This is a genomic window from Allobosea sp. LC85 (assembly GCF_000735605.1).
Taxonomy (GTDB): domain Bacteria; phylum Pseudomonadota; class Alphaproteobacteria; order Rhizobiales; family Beijerinckiaceae; genus Allobosea.
The window spans coordinates 1-18,039 of the sequence record NZ_JPKG01000010.1; the positions used below are offsets into that span (position 1 = coordinate 1).

The 18,039-nt window shown below is 64.7% G+C and carries 20 protein-coding genes and 1 pseudogene; 13 read left to right on the forward strand and 8 right to left on the reverse strand.

The features are described from left to right. Positions 1-181: 181 nt before the first annotated feature. Entirely contained in the window at positions 182-724 is a 543-nt protein-coding gene (locus tag FG93_RS05035; RefSeq protein ID WP_043232596.1) for an SRPBCC family protein, read from the reverse strand. Beyond that, positions 717-1,043, reverse strand: a complete 327-nt coding sequence (locus FG93_RS05040) for a helix-turn-helix transcriptional regulator (protein WP_043232599.1) — start codon at positions 1,041-1,043, stop codon at positions 717-719. The genes FG93_RS05035 and FG93_RS05040 overlap by 8 nt, the downstream gene beginning before the upstream one ends. A 154-nt stretch (positions 1,044-1,197) precedes the next feature. Here FG93_RS05040 and FG93_RS05045 point away from each other — a divergent pair, with 154 nt between their 5' ends. From FG93_RS05045 to FG93_RS05070, 6 genes and pseudogenes are all read left to right on the forward strand, one after another. Then, positions 1,198-2,085 (forward strand): DMT family transporter, encoded by an 888-nt coding sequence (locus FG93_RS05045; RefSeq protein ID WP_052513399.1) that lies wholly within the window; start codon positions 1,198-1,200, stop codon positions 2,083-2,085. Positions 2,086-2,257: 172 nt separating this feature from the next. Then, positions 2,258-3,388, forward strand: coding sequence for an iron-containing alcohol dehydrogenase (locus tag FG93_RS05050; RefSeq protein ID WP_043232603.1), 1,131 nt, complete (start codon positions 2,258-2,260; stop codon positions 3,386-3,388). Between the two features lie 146 nt (positions 3,389-3,534). Then, positions 3,535-4,008 (forward strand): hypothetical protein, encoded by a 474-nt coding sequence (locus FG93_RS05055; RefSeq protein ID WP_043232606.1) that lies wholly within the window; start codon positions 3,535-3,537, stop codon positions 4,006-4,008. A gap of 57 nt (positions 4,009-4,065) precedes the next feature. Further along, positions 4,066-4,689, forward strand: a complete 624-nt coding sequence (locus FG93_RS05060; protein WP_244448501.1) for a ribonuclease T2 — start codon at positions 4,066-4,068, stop codon at positions 4,687-4,689. Between the two features lie 31 nt (positions 4,690-4,720). Continuing rightward, positions 4,721-5,572: a 23S rRNA (adenine(2030)-N(6))-methyltransferase RlmJ gene (locus FG93_RS05065; protein ID WP_043232610.1), complete on the forward strand. Its 852-nt coding sequence runs from the start codon at positions 4,721-4,723 to the stop codon at positions 5,570-5,572. Between the two features lie 30 nt (positions 5,573-5,602). Then, a pseudogene (locus FG93_RS05070) lies at positions 5,603-6,204 on the forward strand (glutathione S-transferase). A gap of 82 nt (positions 6,205-6,286) precedes the next feature. Here FG93_RS05070 and FG93_RS05075 read toward each other — a convergent pair. Continuing rightward, positions 6,287-6,982 carry an outer membrane protein gene (locus FG93_RS05075; protein WP_043232676.1) on the reverse strand — a complete coding sequence of 232 codons (696 nt, stop codon included), beginning with the start codon at positions 6,980-6,982 and terminating at the stop codon, positions 6,287-6,289. 375 nt (positions 6,983-7,357) lie between these two features. Between FG93_RS05075 and FG93_RS05080 the strand changes: the two genes are divergently transcribed. Both FG93_RS05080 and FG93_RS05085 read left to right on the forward strand, forming a co-directional pair. Next, positions 7,358-8,146: a glycosyltransferase family 2 protein gene (locus tag FG93_RS05080; RefSeq protein ID WP_043232612.1), complete on the forward strand. Its 789-nt coding sequence runs from the start codon at positions 7,358-7,360 to the stop codon at positions 8,144-8,146. Further along, on the forward strand, positions 8,139-8,885 hold the full coding sequence (locus tag FG93_RS05085; protein WP_081881316.1) for an SDR family oxidoreductase: 747 nt from the start codon (positions 8,139-8,141) through the stop codon (positions 8,883-8,885). Before FG93_RS05080 ends, FG93_RS05085 begins: the two co-directional genes overlap by 8 nt. A 110-nt stretch (positions 8,886-8,995) precedes the next feature. Here the strand turns inward: FG93_RS05085 and FG93_RS05090 are convergent, their stop codons facing one another. The 5 genes from FG93_RS05090 to FG93_RS05110 form a co-directional block, all read right to left on the reverse strand. After that, on the reverse strand, positions 8,996-9,283 hold the full coding sequence (locus FG93_RS05090) for a hypothetical protein (protein ID WP_043232680.1): 288 nt from the start codon (positions 9,281-9,283) through the stop codon (positions 8,996-8,998). Positions 9,284-9,372: 89 nt separating this feature from the next. Further along, complete coding sequence (pgeF, locus tag FG93_RS05095) at positions 9,373-10,146, reverse strand: peptidoglycan editing factor PgeF (RefSeq protein WP_043232613.1); 774 nt, start codon at positions 10,144-10,146, stop codon at positions 9,373-9,375. 20 nt (positions 10,147-10,166) lie between these two features. Further along, positions 10,167-11,261 carry a class I SAM-dependent methyltransferase gene (locus FG93_RS05100; protein ID WP_043232615.1) on the reverse strand — a complete coding sequence of 365 codons (1,095 nt, stop codon included), beginning with the start codon at positions 11,259-11,261 and terminating at the stop codon, positions 10,167-10,169. Next, positions 11,258-12,103 carry a prolipoprotein diacylglyceryl transferase gene (gene lgt / locus FG93_RS05105; RefSeq protein WP_052513401.1) on the reverse strand — a complete coding sequence of 282 codons (846 nt, stop codon included), beginning with the start codon at positions 12,101-12,103 and terminating at the stop codon, positions 11,258-11,260. The genes FG93_RS05100 and lgt overlap by 4 nt, the downstream gene beginning before the upstream one ends. 182 nt (positions 12,104-12,285) lie before the next feature. Next, positions 12,286-13,302, reverse strand: a complete 1,017-nt coding sequence (locus FG93_RS05110) for an NADP-dependent oxidoreductase (protein WP_043232618.1) — start codon at positions 13,300-13,302, stop codon at positions 12,286-12,288. A 154-nt stretch (positions 13,303-13,456) separates the two neighbouring features. Here FG93_RS05110 and uvrC point away from each other — a divergent pair, with 154 nt between their 5' ends. From uvrC to FG93_RS05135, 5 genes are all read left to right on the forward strand, one after another. Beyond that, positions 13,457-15,493 (forward strand): excinuclease ABC subunit UvrC, encoded by a 2,037-nt coding sequence (uvrC, locus tag FG93_RS05115; RefSeq protein WP_043232620.1) that lies wholly within the window; start codon positions 13,457-13,459, stop codon positions 15,491-15,493. Between the two features lie 66 nt (positions 15,494-15,559). Further along, on the forward strand, positions 15,560-16,171 hold the full coding sequence (gene pgsA / locus FG93_RS05120) for a CDP-diacylglycerol--glycerol-3-phosphate 3-phosphatidyltransferase (protein WP_043232683.1): 612 nt from the start codon (positions 15,560-15,562) through the stop codon (positions 16,169-16,171). A 26-nt stretch (positions 16,172-16,197) separates the two neighbouring features. Continuing rightward, entirely contained in the window at positions 16,198-16,449 is a 252-nt protein-coding gene (gene moaD / locus FG93_RS05125) for a molybdopterin converting factor subunit 1 (protein WP_043232686.1), read from the forward strand. 19 nt (positions 16,450-16,468) lie between these two features. Then, positions 16,469-16,924, forward strand: coding sequence for a molybdenum cofactor biosynthesis protein MoaE (locus FG93_RS05130; RefSeq protein WP_043232621.1), 456 nt, complete (start codon positions 16,469-16,471; stop codon positions 16,922-16,924). 4 nt (positions 16,925-16,928) lie between these two features. After that, a complete protein-coding gene (locus tag FG93_RS05135) occupies positions 16,929-18,017 on the forward strand; it encodes a DUF1176 domain-containing protein (RefSeq protein ID WP_052513402.1) in 1,089 nt (362 codons plus the stop codon). The last annotated feature ends 22 nt before the right edge of the window (positions 18,018-18,039 follow it).

An 18,039-nucleotide genomic window follows, 5' to 3' on the forward strand; every position in this document is an offset into this window, starting at 1 on the left:
GAGGATATCGTCGATCACTGCTGCTACGCCTGGAACAAGCTCATCGACCAGCCATGGCGCATTATGTCCATCGGCATCCGTGACTGGGCCTATCGGTTCTGATCAACGAGACTTGGTATAACCGGCAACCGGCAGCCTGCTACGGCTTGTGCCCGGCACGAGGACGGCATGCGGACCCGCCCTACTCCGGCAGGCTCGCAAAACGTGCAGCGTACTCACTCTCGATCGCCGCCTGCCTGGACCAGAAGCCGCGCGGCTTCTGCCCCGCAAGCTGGTCCTCGAGCAGGCCGAGATGCATGTGCCAGCCGCCGGAGACATTCGTCATCGCAGCCTTGTCGGCGAGCTTGCGGTGGGTCAGCACCAGCAGCACCTTGCCATCCCTTGGACTGAGCTCGAAGGTCACCTCCGAGGCGGGATTGCCGTCCCCCTCCCAGGTGAAGGCAAGCGCATGTGGCGGCTCGCAGCGGGTGATCGTCCCGGTCGCGAGAAATCCCTTGTCGTTCATCTCGCGGTAGCGCTCGGGCGGCGGCTCGTCGGTGATCTCCGAATGCTTGAACAGAAGCTTCGTCTCACCGCCGACACGCAGGTCGAAATCGCCGGAAGCCAACCAGGTGCCGCGCTTGCCGGATTCCGTCAGATAGGCCCAGACGCGTTCGACCGGCCCCGGCAGGAGCCGTTCGAACCGCACCGTGCCGCTTTCGAGAACAGTGCCGTACTCACTCATCCTTCTCTCCCTCATGACTGTCGGCTTGCGCCAGTTCCTGCCCCAGTATGTCGAGCCGCGAGCCCCAGAAGCCGCGGACCTTCTTCACCCAGAGATCGAATGCATCGAGGCCCTCAGGATCGAGCCGGTAGATGCGGCGTTGGCCGCTGACCTCGACCCTGACGAGGCCGGCCTCCCTCAGCACCTTCAGATGCTGCGAGATCGCCGGCGCGCTGATGCTGAACCGCGCGGTGATCTCTCCGGCTGCCAGGGCACCTTCACCGAGCATCTCGATGATGCGGCGGCGCGTCGGGTCGGCGAGAGCGATGAAGCGGTCCATGGGTTATTTATTAATTAATCACTTAATTAAATAAACAATTAAATTAAGATCCCCCTGCCCTTGGCGCACCACCCCTGCGCGTGACGCGACTTGCCTCGCAGAGTGCGAAAGGCGACAGGGAGCGCCTACTCGACAGGCATCCTTGCAGACCACCATGCCCACAAAAAGCGCCATTCTGACCGGCATCACCATGATGCTGCTCGGTATCCTCCTGTTCTCCGTGAATGACGTGCTGGGGAAATGGCTGGTCGCAACCTATACCGTCGGCCAGGTGGTGCTGCTGCGCAGCGTCGCGGCGCTGATCGTGATCGCCCCGTTCGTGGTGAAGCAGGGTATTGGCCGCACATTGCGCCCGGAGCGGCCCTGGCTGCAGATGCTGCGCGTGACGCTTGGCTCCTGTGAAGTCGCGCTGTTCTACTGGGCGGTATCCTACCTGCCTTTGGCCGACACCATGACACTCTGGCTCGCCGCGCCGGTCTGGGCGGTGATCCTGGCTGCGCTGCTGCTCGGAGAGCGCGTCGATGTGGGGCGCTGGCTCGCGGTCGTCGTCGGCTTCGTCGGTGTCGCCGTCGCGCTGAACCCGTCCGGCCAGAGCCTGACCCTGCCGGCCATCATCGCGCTCGTCGGCAGCGTCTCCTTCGCTGCCATGATGATCACGGCCCGCCAATTGCGCGGCACGCCGGATGTGACGCTGGTCGCCTGGCAGACGCTGGGCGCCTTTGTCATGGGGCTGGTCCTGCTGCCCTTCGGCTGGACGACGCCGAGCCTCGCCCATATCGGCCTGCTCGGCCTGCTCGGCATCGTCGCCATGGCCGCGCATCTCTGCGTCACCCGCTCGCTCAAGCTGGCGGAGGCCTCCGTCGTCGTGCCCTACCAATATACGCTGATCGTCTGGGCCCTGATCTTCGGCTGGTTCATTTTTGGCGACTGGCCGTCGCTCTCGATGCTGATCGGCTCAGGCCTCATCGTCGCTGCCGGCCTCGCCTTGCTCGTGCTTGAACGGCGGGCGGGAAAAACCACCGAAATGCTCGACCCGCCCTGAAGCTCGTCGCGTTCCTGCCGAAGAGGCAGGCCCCGGAAACCCTCATGCACCCAATTCGCGCTCCCTGCGCAGGCGCGGCAGTCGACGCCTGCCGGTGGCCATGCCACACCAAGGGCTCATCGCAATAAGGCCGAGCCGCTAGACGAGACGAGGCCACCCCACGAGGACGCCCATGGCCCTGATAACCTATCTCACCACGACCCGGTTCGGCTTCGGCGAGGTCGCCGGCATCGATGCCGATCTCTCCGCGCTGGGCATGCACAAGCCATTGATCATTGCGGACAAGGGGGTCGTCGCCGTCGGTCTGGTCGGCACGGTTCAGGCGCATTCCCCAGCCTTGCACGCCGCCCCGGTCTTCGATGCCACGCCGACCAATCCGACCGAGGAGGCTGTGCTCGCGGCACTGACGCTCTATCGCGAGAACGGATGCGACGGGCTTGTTGCCATTGGCGGCGGTTCGCCGATCGATCTCGCCAAGGGCGTGGCTCTGCTCGCCGGCCATGACGGGCCGCTCGAAACCTATGCGGCGATCCTCGGCGGCATTCCGAAGGTGACCGCAGCCGTCGCGCCTGTGATCGCGATCCCGACCACTTCGGGCACCGGCAGCGAAGTCGGCCGCGCGGCGCTGATCACCCTGAAGGACGGGCGCAAGCTCGGCTTCATCTCGCCGCACCTGATCCCCAGGCTCGCGATCTGCGACCCCGAACTCACGCTCGCCCTGCCTGCCTGGCTCACCGCCGCAACCGGCATGGATGCGATCACCCATTGCATCGAGACCTATCTCAGCCCGCGCGAGAACCCCCCCGCGGAGGCGATCGCGCTCGACGGGCTGAAACGCGCGGTCGCGCATATCGAGCGCGCCGTGACGGATGGATCCGATCGGGAGGCCCGCAAGCAAATGATGATGGCGGCGCTTCAGGGCGGCCTGACCTTCCAGAAGGGCCTCGGCGCGGTGCATGCGCTCTCCCACCCGCTTGGCGGCCTCAAGGAGGTTTCGCTTCACCACGGCACGCTGAACGCCGTGCTGCTGCCGGCAGTGCTGCGCTTCAACGAGCCGGAATGCAGCCTGAAATACGCTGAGATCCGCCGCGCCCTCGGACTCGCCCCCGACACTGACCTGGCCAGCTGGATCGCCGACCTGAGCCAACGGCTCGGCATGCCGGCCTCGCTCTCGCAAATGGGCGTACCGCGTAGTGTCGTCCCCGCAATCGCCGAAGCTGCGGTCAAGGATCACTCCACCGCGAGCAACCCGCGCGCGGCGGCAGCAGCCGATTATGCCGCAATGCTGGAAGCGTCCTTCTGAGGAGCGGCACTCTTTTCGCAGCCGGATCGAAAATGACACAGTTGCGGTCTGGTTGCCCTTCACTGACGCCAATCACCTTGACCCTCCCCCGTCCGAACGTCATCGTGCGGGATCAGATTCAACCAGCCTGCAAGAGGCTTGCCCCGATGCGCCGCGCCCTGCTGAAAACCACCCTCGTCGCAGCGACTTGCGTTGCTGCGACCATCAGCGTCGAGGCCACGAGCCGCCGCTATGTCGACCCGGCGGAACGGGCGGAGGAGCGCATCATTCCGATGTACGGCAACCTGCCGGCCTGCGAGGATCCCGCGGTCCTCAGCGAGATCACGAGCTGGTTCAACTCACGCGAGGCCAAGTTCTGGGGTCCGCTGCAGGCTGTCGCCTATGATCGCATTCGTCCCATCGGCTTCCGGCCCTGGGGTGCCGACTTCATCCCGCGCCGTTTCTGCACCGGGCGAATCGCATTGAACGACGGCTCGCTGCACCGCATCGACTACTCCGTGCGCGAGAACCTCGGCCTCTTCGGCGTGACCTGGAACGTCAACTGGTGCGTCGACGGCCTCGACCGACACCGCTCCTACGCGCCGAACTGTCAGATGGCCCGCCCAGGCCCCGAGCGGTAACATTACGCCGTGAGACTCCTGTGCGCCTGGCTGTCGATGCTGGCGCTGCTTGGTGTCATGGCCCCAGGCGCACAAGCCCAAGGGCAATATGGCCGCGGCGGCGTTCCCGGTGATTTCGACTTCTATGTGCTCGCCCTGTCATGGTCGCCAGGCTTCTGCGAGTTGGACGGCGGGCGCGGTCGCGCCCGCGAGCAATGCGAGAGCGGCGCCAATCTCGGCTTCGTCGTGCATGGCCTCTGGCCGCAGAACGAACGTGGCTACCCCACCGATTGCGGACCTGCCGGCCGCACGCCATCTCGCATCGCCCTGGACCAGGCCGACGGCCTGTTCCCGTCCGAAGGGCTCGCCCGCCACGAATGGCGCAAGCATGGCACGTGTTCGGGTTCGAGCCCCAGCGACTATTTTTCGGATGTCCGGCGCGCCCGCCAGAAAGTGACGATTCCTCCACCGCTGCAGAAGGCGGATCGCGATCAGAACTGGACCGCGATCGACCTCGAGCGCGCCTTCGCGGCGGCCAATCCAGGCCTGCGCAGCGACATGATGTCGATCGCCTGCAAACGCGGCGTGCTGCAGGAGGTCAGGATCTGCTTCAGCAAGGACCTGCGCAATTTCCGCACCTGCCAGGAGGTCGACCGTTCCGGCTGCCGCACGCGCGAGATCACTGTGAAGGCTCAGCGCTGACAGAGTGCTGCGGGGCGGCTAAGACCGCTTCATGAATTACCATCACAGCTTCCACGCCGGAAATTTCGCCGACATCCTCAAGCATGTCGTGCTGATGCGCATCCTGACCCATCTCGGCGTCAAGGATGCGCCCTATCGCGTCATCGACACCCACGCCGGCGCGGGCCGCTACGATCTCGGCTCCGAGGAAGCGTTGCGCACGCATGAATGGAAGGACGGGGTGGCCCGCCTCGACCAGTCGCCGCTCGCCTCCACCGTGGAGGGCTTGCTGGCACCGTGGCGCGAAGCCGTCGCGGTCGCGCGGGAACGCCATGGCGCCGGCAGCTACCCCGGCTCCCCCTGGCTTTGCCGACACGCCATGCGGGCGGAAGACCGGCTTATCGCCGCCGAGCTGCATCAAACCACTTACAAGAAGCTCGCCGCCGCGCTCGGTCGCGATTCGCGCTGCAAGGCGCTCGCGATCGATGGCTGGACGGCGCTGCGCGCCAATGTCCCGCCGAAGGAACGGCGCGGGCTTGTGCTGATCGACCCGCCCTTCGAGGAGAAGGACGAGTTCGCGACGATGGCCGCCGAATTCATCGCCGCCCACCGCAAATGGCCGACGGGCATCTACGCGCTCTGGTATCCGCTCAAGGAGCGCCGCGCCGCAGACGGCCTCGTGAATTCGATCGAGGATGCCGGTATCGGCCGCCTGCTCAGGCTCGAGATCGACGTCGATCGCCCCGACGCCGCGGGTGGCCTCGGGGCCACTGGTCTGCTTGTGGTCAATCCGCCCTGGAAACTGGCGGAGGAAGCTCTCCTCCTGTTGCCGGCACTGTGCGAACGTCTCGCGCAAGGACCGCGGCCGCGCTACCTTTGCGAGCCGATCCGCCCGGACGGCTGACATCTCCAGAACTTGACCGGAATTTGACCGATGCTGACCTTGCGCACCTCCCCAGCCTCTCCCTTCGGCCGCAAGGTCAAAATCGCGGCTCATGAGCACGAGCTTTTGGGCCGCATCGAGATCGTTGCGGCGGATACCACCGATCCCAAGGACACGTTGCGCGCCCAGAACCGCTCGGCAAGATTCCGGCGCTGGTGCTCGAGGACGGTTCGACACTCTTCGATTCCCGCGTCATCGCCGAGTATCTCGATCATCTCGCCGGCGGCGGCCTGATCCCGCCAGGCGAAGGGCGCTTTGCGCAGCTGCGACTGCAGGCGCTCGCAGACGGCATCTGCGATGCGGCGCTGCTTCAGGTCTATGAAGGCCGGTTCAGGACGCCCGAGATGCGCAATGCGGCCTGGGTCGAGAATCAGGCAGGAAAGGTCACGCGGGCGCTTGCCGCGCTCGAGGCGGCTCCTCCGGCTTGGTCAGGCAAACCCCGCATCGGTGAAATCGCACTGGCCTGCGCGCTGGGTTATCTCGATCTGCGCTTCGACGGGACGTGGCGGGCTACTCACCCCAAGCTGGTCGCCTGGCTCGACGATTTCGCGGCTAAGGTGCCGTCTTTCGAATCCACCCGCGTCAAGGGCTGAACGGTCCCGAGCCATCTCGCACAACAAAAAACCCGGTGGCCGAAGCCACCGGGTTCGCTCTGAGCCCCATGCGGGGATCGGACTAGAACTTGTAGTTCAGGCCAGCGCGGACGACCGAGAACTTGGTCTCGACGTTCGAGGTGAAGGTGCCGCCCGGAACGTTGAACGACTCCTTGTCGAGGTCGACGTAGATGTACTCGAGCTTCGCCGTCAGGTTGTTGGTGAAGGCGTACTCGAGGCCGGCACCGACCGTCCAACCGTACTGGGTGTTGTCGTCGCTGAACGCGATCGCGCCAGTGTTGATCTTGTTCTTCACGCTGCCGTAAGCGAAACCGCCGGTGACATACGGGAGGAACCGGTCGAAGGAGTAACCGACGCGGGCACGAACCGTACCGAACCAGTTGATCTCGCTCGAAGCAGTGATGTTGTTGGCGAGGTTGATGGACGACGACTTCAGGTCAGCGCCCTGGAAATCGGCCTCAGCGCCGAGAACCCACTGGCCGATCTGGTAGTTGTAGCCGATCTGGCCACCACCGGTGAAACCATCGGGATCGCTGAAGGCGCCGAGGCCGTTGACGACGCCGACCGTGGTCGAGTCGATCTGACCCCAGGCGTAACCAGCGTTGGCACCGACATAGAAGCCGGTCCAGGTGAACACGGGCGGAAGATAGATCGGGGCGGCAACCGGGCCCTTGCGGGACGGCAGATCGGCGGCAGAGGCGGCGCCGGCAACGACGAGGCCGAGGGCCGCGACGCTCGTAAGCAGGTACTTCTTCATTTTTGACTCCTTTAGTCGTCGCTGGTGCCGGCGTGGCCCGGCGGTGATGTCGATGACGCCTTTATAGCCCGCAATGGCGTCGATGTCTGTTGCGGCCAAAGCACAGGTACATTGCAGACCGCGGCAAAAATGCGGCACGAATGGGGATGACTAAGACCAATTGTTCAACGCCCGTTAATTATTATTAAGTCACTGTGAATGGTAAATCGAATACTAACGGCGCCTGACCGTATAGTGGAAGCAAGCAGGGAACGCAGGCCGTATCCTAAGGTTCCAGACAAAATGCGGCCACAATCTGACGCGGTGCTTCGCTTGCTCGTTCCGGGCCTGCATGCTTAAGCCTTGCAGCACAGGCCACGGAATGGACCAGGATCGGTGCCACCGCTTTCTATATTCATTATTGCTCGGGATGAAGCCGACAGAATCGGCCGAACCATCGCTGCAGTGCGAGAGCTGAGCGATGACATCATCGTGATCGATTCAGGGTCGACCGATGGTACGCAGACCATTGCAGAGCAATGCGGCGCCCGTGTGATCTTCAATCCGTGGCCGGGCTACGGCCAGCAAAAGCGCTTCGGCGAAGATCAGTGCCGCTATACTTGGCTCCTCAATCTGGACGCCGACGAGGTCGTGCCCAGGGACATGGCCGTCGAGATTGCGGGCCTTTTTGCCCATGGCGACCCGCCAGCGGATGCCTACAGGACGCGCATCGCCGAGATCTTCCCGGGGGAGCGCGCGCCGCATCGCTTCGCCTATGCCCTGTCTCCGGTTCGGCTCTACCGGAAGGATAAGGGGCGCTACTCGCCTTCACCGGTTCACGACCGCGTCGATCTCTCTCCCGACGCCCGCATCGGCAGGCTGAAGGGCACGGTGCATCATTACTCGGTGCGTTCGCTCGGCGAGCAGATGGCGAAACTGAACAACTACAGCGACGCACAGGCTGACGATCTCGACAAGCGCGGCGAAACCCTTTCGGCATTCCGGCTGGTCGCCGAGTTCCCGGCCAATTTCATTAAGGCCTATATTGGCCGGCGTCACGCCCTGCGCGGCGTCTATGGCTTCATGACCGCGATGAACTATGCCTTCTACCGCTATCTGCGTGCAGCCAAACATTGGGAACGGCGCCTCAAGCGCCACTCCGATAGAGATGCACGCAATGGCTGAGGTCGCGCTCATCACCGGTGGAGCACGCCGGATTGGGCGCGCCATCGTCGAACACCTTGCGAATGCGGGCTACGCGGTTGCGATCCACTACCGCACATCGCAGGCTGAGGCGGAGTCGCTCGCTGCGGAAGTGCGGAATCGGGGAGGCAGGGCCATCACCATCGCGGCCGACCTGGCCGATCCTGCAGCTGTCGACGCCATGATTCCGACCGCCGAAGCAAAGCTCGGCCCGGTGACACTGCTGGTCAATAGCGCCTCCAGTTTTCTGGTCGATGACATCCGCAATATCGACGTGCCCACCTGGAACCGACAGTTCTCGACCAATCTGCGCGCGCCCTCAGTGCTCTCGGGCGCAATGGCCAACCATCTTCCCGGGGATCGCGAAGGTTGCATCGTCAACATCATCGACCAGCGGGTCTGGAAGCCGACTCCGCAGTATTACTCCTATACCCTGACCAAATCGGCGCTTCTCACGGCGACGATCACCATGGCGCAGGCCCTCGCACCGCGGATTCGCGTGAACGCCGTCGGGCCAGGCCCGACCTTTCCGAATCCGCAGGACGGCGATGTCTTGCTCGCGCGCGAAGCCGCAGGATCGCTGCTGCAAAGAAAGGTCGACGCTGCGGATATCGCCGGGGCAGTGCTCTATCTCGCCCGCGCCCGCTCGGTCACGGGGCAAATGATCGCCGTTGACAACGGCCAGCACCTGGCCTGGCGAACCCCTGATATCGTCACCTGACGCGCCACCACACGTCATTTGCGAGACCATGAGCCGAAAACGGGCCTGGTTCGCCTGACCGGCAAAAAAGCCGACGCCGCGCGCGGTGCGCGACGTCGGCACTGTCAAGCTCAGGCCGCGGCCTTGTTCTTGATCGCGCCGATGATGGCCGTGAGAACCGCTCCGCCAGCGCCGCCGGCGATCAGGTTCGTCAGGATGCCGCCGACACTGAGATTGCCGCCCGCGGCCGCCGCCGTGATGGCCGGCAACACGATGGGTACCAACTGGCCAAGAACGCCGCCGCCGACGAGACCGGCGATGGTGTTTCCGAGAGTTCCGAGATCGAAGCTGGATGAGGCTTTACCGGCAGCATTGCCACCCAGTGCGCCTGCGACGAGGTTGATCAGAAGCTGTTCCATGAGACCCCCAAAGCCATGATGCATGGCTTTGGGAGGATGACTCCGCCCGTTTCTCGAAGCAACCTGAGATTGAACCGGCCGATAGCGGCCTATTCAGGTGGCCTCAGCGTGATCGCCGAGATCAGCCGGCCGTAGTCCGGATCCTGCCGATGCGTCGTGCGGCGATAGCTGAAGAAGCGCTGCTCATCACCATATGTACACAGGCCGAGATCGATGAAGCGACCGATACCAGCCTCCTGTGCCTTGAACGTGATGAATGCAGGCAGATCGAACATGGCGCGCGCAGGATGCTCCGAAGCGTGGAAGAAGCGCGCATAGGTCGCATTCTCCGACTTGAAGCGCTCGATGAATTCCGGCCCGACCTCATAAGCCCTGGCGCTGATCGTCGGTCCAAGCACCGCCAGGATGCGCTCGCGACGAGCGCCCAGCTTCTCCATCGCGGTCACAGTCGCGCCGACAATTCCCGTAAAGGCCCCCTTCCAGCCGGAATGCGCGGCGCCGATCACGCCCGCCTCGCTATCGGCGAAGAGGATGGGGCCACAATCAGCGGTGGAGACGCCGAGCGCCACGCCGTGAGCAGTGGTCACCATGGCATCGGCCTTCGGCCTCTCCCCAAGCCATGGGCCGGTGACGAGCGCGGCGTCGGCGGAATGGACCTGGTGCACACTGACGAGATGCGTGGGCTCAACCTCGAGGTGAGCCGCCATGCGAGCCCGGTTCTCGGTGACCAGCGCCTTGTCGTCGTCCGAGCCGAGACCGCCATTGAGCGAGGCGTAGATGCCCGAGGATACACCGCCTTCGCGGGTGAAGAAGGCATGCGCGATGCCGTGCTCGGCGGAGAGATCGGGCGAAGTGATGAACATGGCGGGTTCCGGCTCAGGCGTCAGCCCTGCTCTGGCATCTGATGAAGGTCAAATCCGGGCAGCGGCGGCAATCTTGAATCCGATAGCGCCAGAACCTTGAATAATTCACCCATCTCGGTCGCGCCAAGTGCGGTGAGTCGTGCGAAGGCGGCCTGGATCGCCTCCGCCTGCTCCGGCCGCGCCCTGCCGGAGAGCGCCTGTGCGCGCTCAGCCAAGCCGAGCGCCAACAGGAAATCGCGCTGCCTCGCCGGTCCATGCGTCGCAGCCCCGGCCCGGCGCGCGGCCTGCGCCATCCGTTCGAAATCGACATGAACCGTGAGATCGGCCTCACCGGTATCGGCGAGCGGATCAACCATCCGATGCCGATGGACCGCCTGAAGCGTATCTCCGAAGCCTGAACGTGCAGAACCGTAGTCGATGAACAGTGCAGCGCCGCCATTCCCGGCGAGATGGCGGCCGACCGTCGCCACGACATCCAGCGCGGCGGTCGGCTGTTCGAAGATGCTTCCCTCCGGGGCGACGATGCCAAGTGCAGGCTCCGTCGCACGTGCGAGCCCGAATCCCAGCTCGCCTGCCGCATCGAGCCCGACCAGCCGCTCACGCCAGCCGTCTCCGGCCCGCACGAATTGATCGAGCGGCAGCGCGTCGAGGAACTCGTTGGCGAGGACGATCGCGGGCCCGTCCAGCGCAGTCCCGATGCTGTCGTGCCAGACCGGTTCGGTCGCCGAGGCCAAGGTCCGAGCCTGGGCCTGCCGCAGCACGGGGCTCATCTCGACGAGATGCACGGAGAGCGCCTCGCGAAACCCCGGAACGATCCGGGCGGCCCGCAGCACATCGGCCATCAGCGTGCCACGACCCGGTCCAAGCTCGACGAGGCGCAGGCTCCCGGGCTCGCCCATCATCCGCCAGACCGCGCCGGCCCACAGCCCGATCAGTTCACCGAACATCTGGCTGATCTCGGGCGCCGTCGTGAAGTCACCCTCTGCACCGAAAGGGTCGCGGGTCATGTAGTAGCCGTGGCGGGGATGGCCGAGGCAAAGCGCCATGTAGTGCGATAGGCTGAGGGGGCCCTCGTCCTGGATCAGGCGGATGAGCTCCGCCTTGAGCGCATTCACGCGACCGCCCTCTTGGCGCGCAGAGCCAGATAGAGCCCGGCGAGGAATAGCGGCACGGATAGCAGCATACCCATGGTGATGCCGCCACTCAGCGCATCGACGCTTCCACCGAACAGGAAGCCGAGTTGCGGATCGGGCTCGCGGAAGAACTCGCAGACGATGCGCGCGACCGCATAGCCCATGCCGAAGACGCCCGCGACGAGGCCCGGTCGCTTGAAACCGCCGGCCCGGACGACGAGCGCGAGCAGGATGAAGAGCAGGATGCCCTCACCCAGGGCCTCATAGAGCTGGCTCGGATGACGCGGCAGCGGCCCGGCATTGGGGAAGACCATGGCGAAGGGCAGTCCCGGCGCCGGCCGGCCCCAGAGCTCGGCATTGATGAAATTGGCGATGCGCCCAAGGAAGAGCCCGATCGGAACGACGGCGGCGGCGAGATCGAAGACGCTCAGCGCCGGGTGCCCGCGCCGGCGCGCAAACAGAAACAGCGCTGTCGCCGCCCCGAGCAACCCACCATGGAAGGACATGCCGCCTTGCCAGATCGCGATGATGTCCTGCGGTCGGGCGAGATAGCGCTCAAGATCGTAGAACAGAACGAAGCCGAGGCGCCCGCCGAGCACCACGCCGAGCGCGACCCAGAGCAGCATGTCATCGAGCTCATCTGCGGCGGGGTGCTTCGAGCTCCCCCACAGCGCAGGGGACGAGACCAGCCGGCGCGCATACCACCAGCCACCGATCAGCCCCACGACATAGGCGAGGCCATACCATTTGACTGAAAGCGGCCCGAGTTGCAGCGCGACCGGGTCGATCACCGGGAATGGGATGGCGAAAACGGGCATGGGCAAGGGTCCGGTGGCGGCGGTCGCAGTCTCGTTCGGGCGGTTGCACGCCGCCCATCACGCGTCATCCCAAGCGTCCCAATGGACACTCGGGATGATCGGACGAAGAGAAACCTGCCGCGACATGGCCGGGAGGAGGCAGAGTGGTCAAGCAAAAAGGGCGCTGGCACGCACCCCGCCCACCCTGCTCAGACCTTGATGATGAGCTTGCCGAAATTCTTCCCGTCCAGCAGGCCGATGAACGCCTCTGGCGCCTGGGCGAGGCCATCCACGATGTCCTCCTTGTATTTCAGAGCGCCTCCGGCGATCCAGCCGGACGCCTCCCGCTCAAAGGTCGGGCGCTGCGCAGCGAATTCACGCTGGATGAAGCCACGGATCGTCAGGCTCTTGGACAGGACCTGGCGCAAGACGATGGGCAGCCGGTCGGGCCCCTCGAAATCACCCGTGCTATTATACTGCGCAATCAGGCCACAGACCGGAATCCGGGCAAAGCCGTTCAGCAGCGGAAACACGGCGTCCCAGACTTTGCCGCCGACATTCTCGAAATAAACGTCGATGCCATCCGGGCAGGCGGCCGCCAGTTGGTCGGCGAAATCGGGAGAGCGATGATCAACCACGGCATCGAATCCGAAGGTCTCGCGGATGAAGGCGCATTTCGTCTCGCCGCCGGCGATCCCGACGGCGCGGGCGCCCTTGATCCGCGCGATCTGCCCCACGGCCGATCCCACAGGCCCGCTGGCCGCTGCCACAACGACGGTCTCTCCCGCCTTGGGCTGGCCGATCGTCAACAGGCCTGCATAAGCGGTGAAACCCGGCATTCCGAGCACGCCCAGTGCCGTCGTGATTGGCGCGGCGGCCGGATCGAGTTTGCGCAGATGAGCCCCGTCGGCCACCGCGTAGGACTGCCAGCCGGAATGCGAAAGCACGATATCCCCCGGTTTGAAGGTGGGGTGGCGGCTCTCCAGAACCTCCGCAACGGTGCCGCCTTCCATCACCTGACCGATCGCCACCGGAGCGGCATAGGATTTCGCATCGCTCATGCGCCCCCGCATATAGGGGTCGAGCGAAAGGTAGAGGATGCGCAGAACCACCTGTCCATCGGATGCCTCCGGAACGGCTGCATGCTCGAACCTGAAATCGCTGGGGCGTGGCCGGCCTACCGGGCGATCGGCCAGAACGATCCGGAGATTGTCCAACTGGGGCATGGGGTTTCGTCCTTCGTGCAGCGTGTCGTTTGGATTGGTCGGTTCATATGGGAGCAACGCTACTCCGAGAGCACCACCTCATCCGTGCATTTTGCCACATGGCGGAGCACGCTCCTGACATGACGAAACGCCTCGGGCATCTTACATCGGGCTCATGAATCGCCAGCGCACCGACGACCTGCCGGACGACGAGATCGAGGACGAGGAGGATGGCCTCCCGCTCCCCGACGCAACCATTGATGCCGGCGTGACCGCGCCCTCCGAACTGAAGCACGGCATCGAGGTTATCGCCGGCTTCGCCAAGCACCTGCCGAACAAGCCCGGCGTCTACCGCATGTTCGATCGGGCCGGCGAAGTGCTCTATGTCGGCAAGGCCAATAGCCTGAAGAACCGCGTTACCGCCTATGCGCGCGGGCTTGCCCACACCAACGCCGTTGCCCGGATGATCTCCGAGACGACGAATATGGAATTCGTCACCACGGGGACGGAAACCGAGGCGCTGCTGCTCGAATCCAATCTGATCAAGCAGCTCAGGCCGCGCTACAATGTCCTGCTTCGCGACGACAAGTCCTTTCCCTATATCCTGTTGACCGGCGACCACCCTGCCCCACAGATCGCCAAACATCGCGGCTCACGCCAGCGCAAAGGCGATTATTTTGGGCCGTTTGCATCGGCCCAGGCGGTGAAGCGCACCATAGACGCACTGCAGAAGGCGTTCCTGCTGCGCTCCTGCTCCGACAGCTATTACGAGAACCGCACGCGGCCCTGCCTGCTCTTCCAGATCAAACGTTGTGCCGCCCCTTGCACCGGCGAAATCTCGCATACCGACTACCAGGCACTGGCTGATCAGGCGCGCGATTTTCTGTCAGGCCGCTCCTCGACTGTGAAGAGGACGCTGTCGGAGCGCATGCAGGCGGCGGCGGAGGCCCTCGAATTCGAGCAGGCGGCGCGCTACCGCGACCGCCTGGCGGCGCTCTCGGCCGTCCAGGCCGGCCAGGACATCAACACCCAGGGCGTCGAGGAGGCGGATGTCTTCGCCATCGATGAACAGGCCGGGCATTTCTGCGTCGAGATCTTCTTCTTCCGCAACCACCAGAACTGGGGCAATCGCGCGCTCTTTCCCCGCGCCGACAAGAGCCTCACGCCCGCCGAGGTGCTGGCCTCCGTCGTCACCCAGTTCTATGACGACAAGCCGCCGCCGCGCCTCGTCCTGCTCTCGCATGAGGTCGAGGAAATCGAACTGATCGGCGAAGCGCTCTCGGCCCGCGCCGGCCGCAAGGTCGAGATCGCGGCGCCCAAGCGCGGCGAGAAGTTCGATCTCGTCGCCCACGCCCGGAAGAACGCGCATGAGGCACTCTCCCGCAAGCTCGCCGACAATGCCGGGCAGCAGAGTCTGCTCGCTGCACTCGGCGAAACCTTCGGACTGCCAAAGCCGCCGCGTCGCGTCGAAGTCTATGACAACTCCCACATCATGGGGACGAATGCCGTCGGCGGCATGATCGTCGCCGGCCCGGACGGCTTCATGAAGAGCCATTACCGCACCTTCAACATCTCCTCCGACACCATCGCGGGCGACGATTTCGGCATGATGCGGGAGGTGCTGAAGCGGCGGTTCTCGCGGTTGTCGAAGGAGAGCGCCATTGCGGAGAGCACCATTGCCGAGGGACGCGACGCTGCTGATCTCGCTGCAGTCGAAGACCCAGTTCCGCCCCCTGAGGCTCAGGACGACGCCGTTTTTCCCTCGCGCCCCGATCTCGTCATCGTCGATGGCGGCAAGGGTCAGTTCGAGGCCGCGCGCCTGATCATGGCCGAATGCGGCGCCACCGATATTCCGCTCGTTGCCATCGCCAAGGGCGCCGACCGCAACGCCATGCGCGAGACTTTCTTCATGGCCGGCAAGGAGCCGTTCAAGCTGCCGCCGCGCGATCCCGGCCTCTATTTCATCCAGCGCCTGCGCGACGAGGCGCATCGGTTCGCCATCGGCACGCATCGTGCCCGGCGCAAGCGCGACATCACCAAGAACCCGCTCGACGAGATTCCGGGCATCGGCCCCTCGCGAAAGCGGGCGCTCCTGCTGCATTTTGGCACGGTCAAGGCGATCCAGCGGGCCAAGCTCGACGACCTGATGCGCACGCCCGGCGTCAATGCCGCCACCGCCAAGGCGGTGCATGATTTCTTTCACGATGCGTAAGGCTCGTGCACGCCTCGCGGGATTGCGTGTTGACGCTGTCACAACGGCGCTGCTTTGGTGTTTCCCGTGACGATTCTTCCAGACGCCATCAGACGGCGGGGCCCTTGGTCCCTGCCAAATTTGCTGACCTACGGCCGGATCGCAGCGATTCCGGCGCTGGTGGCGCTGCTTTTCTGGCCGCGCGACGACTGGATGCGCTGGATCGCCCTGGCAATCTATGTCGCAGCGGCCGTGACGGACTATCTCGATGGCTGGATCGCCCGGGCCTGGAGCCAGCATTCGGCAATCGGCCGCATGCTCGACCCCATCGCCGACAAGCTTCTGGTCTGTGCGCTGCTGCTGATGCTGGTCGCGGACGGCACGATCTATGGCTGGTCGCTCTGGGCTGCCATCGTCATCCTCTGTCGCGAGATCCTGGTGTCGGGCCTGCGTGAGTTCCTGGCCGAGCTGCAGGTCAGCGTTCCCGTCAGCAAGGTGGCGAAATGGAAGACCACGGCTCAACTCCTGGCGCTCGGCTTCCTGGTCGCTGGCCCCGCCGGCGACAAGGTTCTGCCCTATAATACGCAGATAGGCATCGTCATGCTGTGGCTGGCGGCAATCCTGACCATCTATACGGGTTGGGACTATCTTAACTCCGGAATCCGCCATCTGGTGGACGAGGATGAACGCGCATCATGATCGACAGCCTGACCGAGACCCGCCCCTTGAAGCTCGTCTATTTCGCCTGGGTCCGCGAGCGCATCGGCGTTGCGGAAGAGACGGTGGAAGTGCCACACGAGGCACGGACCGTGGCAGATCTCGTGAATTGGCTGAGAGGGCGCGACGAGGGCTACGAGATGGCCTTCGAGAATGCCGCGATCGTGCGCGCCGCCATCGACCATGTCCATGTCAAGCCGGAGGCCTCTCTCGCGGGCGCCCGGGAGATCGCCTTCTTCCCACCGATGACGGGCGGCTGACGCGAGCCGGATCCACGCCATGTTCCCGGTTGTCCGCATCCAGCGCGAGGATTTCGACCTCAACGCCGAGGTCAAGGCGCTGTCCCGCGATCGGGTCGACATCGGCGCGGTCGTCACCTTCGCCGGGCTTTGCCGCGATGAAGGTGGCAAACTGGCGGCGCTCGAGCTCGAGCATTACCCCGGCATGGCCGAGGCCGAGATTGGCCGTGTGGCAGCGGAGGCAGTCGAACGCTGGCCGCTCACTGGTCTGGTCGCCATCCATCGTTACGGGCTCATCAGACCCGGCGAGCAGATCGTGCTGGTGGTCGCCACATCGCGCCATCGCCGTGCCGCTTTCGAGGCCGCCGAATTCCTGATGGACTATCTCAAGACCCGGGCCCCCTTCTGGAAGCGCGAGCATCTGAGCGACGGCACCATTGGCGGATGGGTCGAGGCTAAGGCCGATGACGATACCGCCGCAGCACGCTGGAACTGAACGAATGCCTGGCCGACCGGTGCGCCCGCTGATCTCCCCAATCGCTGCAGTCACTCTGCTCGGCCTGGGCCATGCCCAGGCCGCCGAAGCCGGCACGAGGACCTTCCGTGACTGGATCGCCGGATGCGACAACCTCAGAGGCTGCACGGCCCTGTCGCTGCCCGCGGAAACGGCGAGCAATATCGGCTTCCTGAAGCTCGAGCGCTCGGCCGAACCGGCCGGCGCAGTCGAGCTTTCCCTGCGGCTCAGAGGCGAACAGCTCAAGGCGCCGCTCGACGTACAGTTGCTTCTGGATGGCGCCCCCTTTTCCGCCAAAGGCAAGAGCCTGCCCGCCCGTCGCGACGATGGCGAAACCGCAACAGTCCTGCTGTCCGGCGCCGATACCGAGGCCCTCATCGCCGCAGCCCGAAAGGCAACCCGGCTGACCGCCAAGCTTGCCGGCAAGACTTATGATATTTCGCTCGCCGGCTCCGTCGCTGCCATGCTCTGGATCGACGAGCAACAGGGCAGACTGGGCGGCACGAGTGCCCTGATCCGGAAGGGCCCGGCCACGACCGTGCCTGCGGCGCCGGCCCTGCCCGTGATCACCGCGCGGGCGACTGCCGGTTTTCCTGCGCCGGACGCCAAGACGACGAAGGCGATCGCCGTTGCGCTACGCAAGCACCTCAAACAGCTCGACCCCGATCTGTGCGACGACAGCGGCGACGCGGATACGAGTTCCGACAATGTCTGGTCGCTTGACGCATCCACGAAGCTGGTTGGCCTGCTCTGCTCGCGCGGCGCCTACAATGTCACGACCGGGTTCTGGAGCGTGACCGGCACTGATGTCGCGAAGGCCAGGAAGGTTGCGTTTCCACAGCCGGGCGGCAACAGCGACAACCTCCTGATCAATGCCAGCTTCGACCCCACGACCGGACAAGTCGGCTTCTTCGGCAAGGCGCGCGGCATCGGGGATTGCGGCAGCGCCGGCAATTATGCCTGGACCGGCTCAGGCTTCATTCTGACCACCTTCAGCGAGATGCCGGAATGCCGTGGCGTGAGTCCGGAGGACTGGCCGACGCTCTATCGAAGCGACGTGAAACTCGCCAAATAGCAAAAGGCCCGGTCTCTCGACC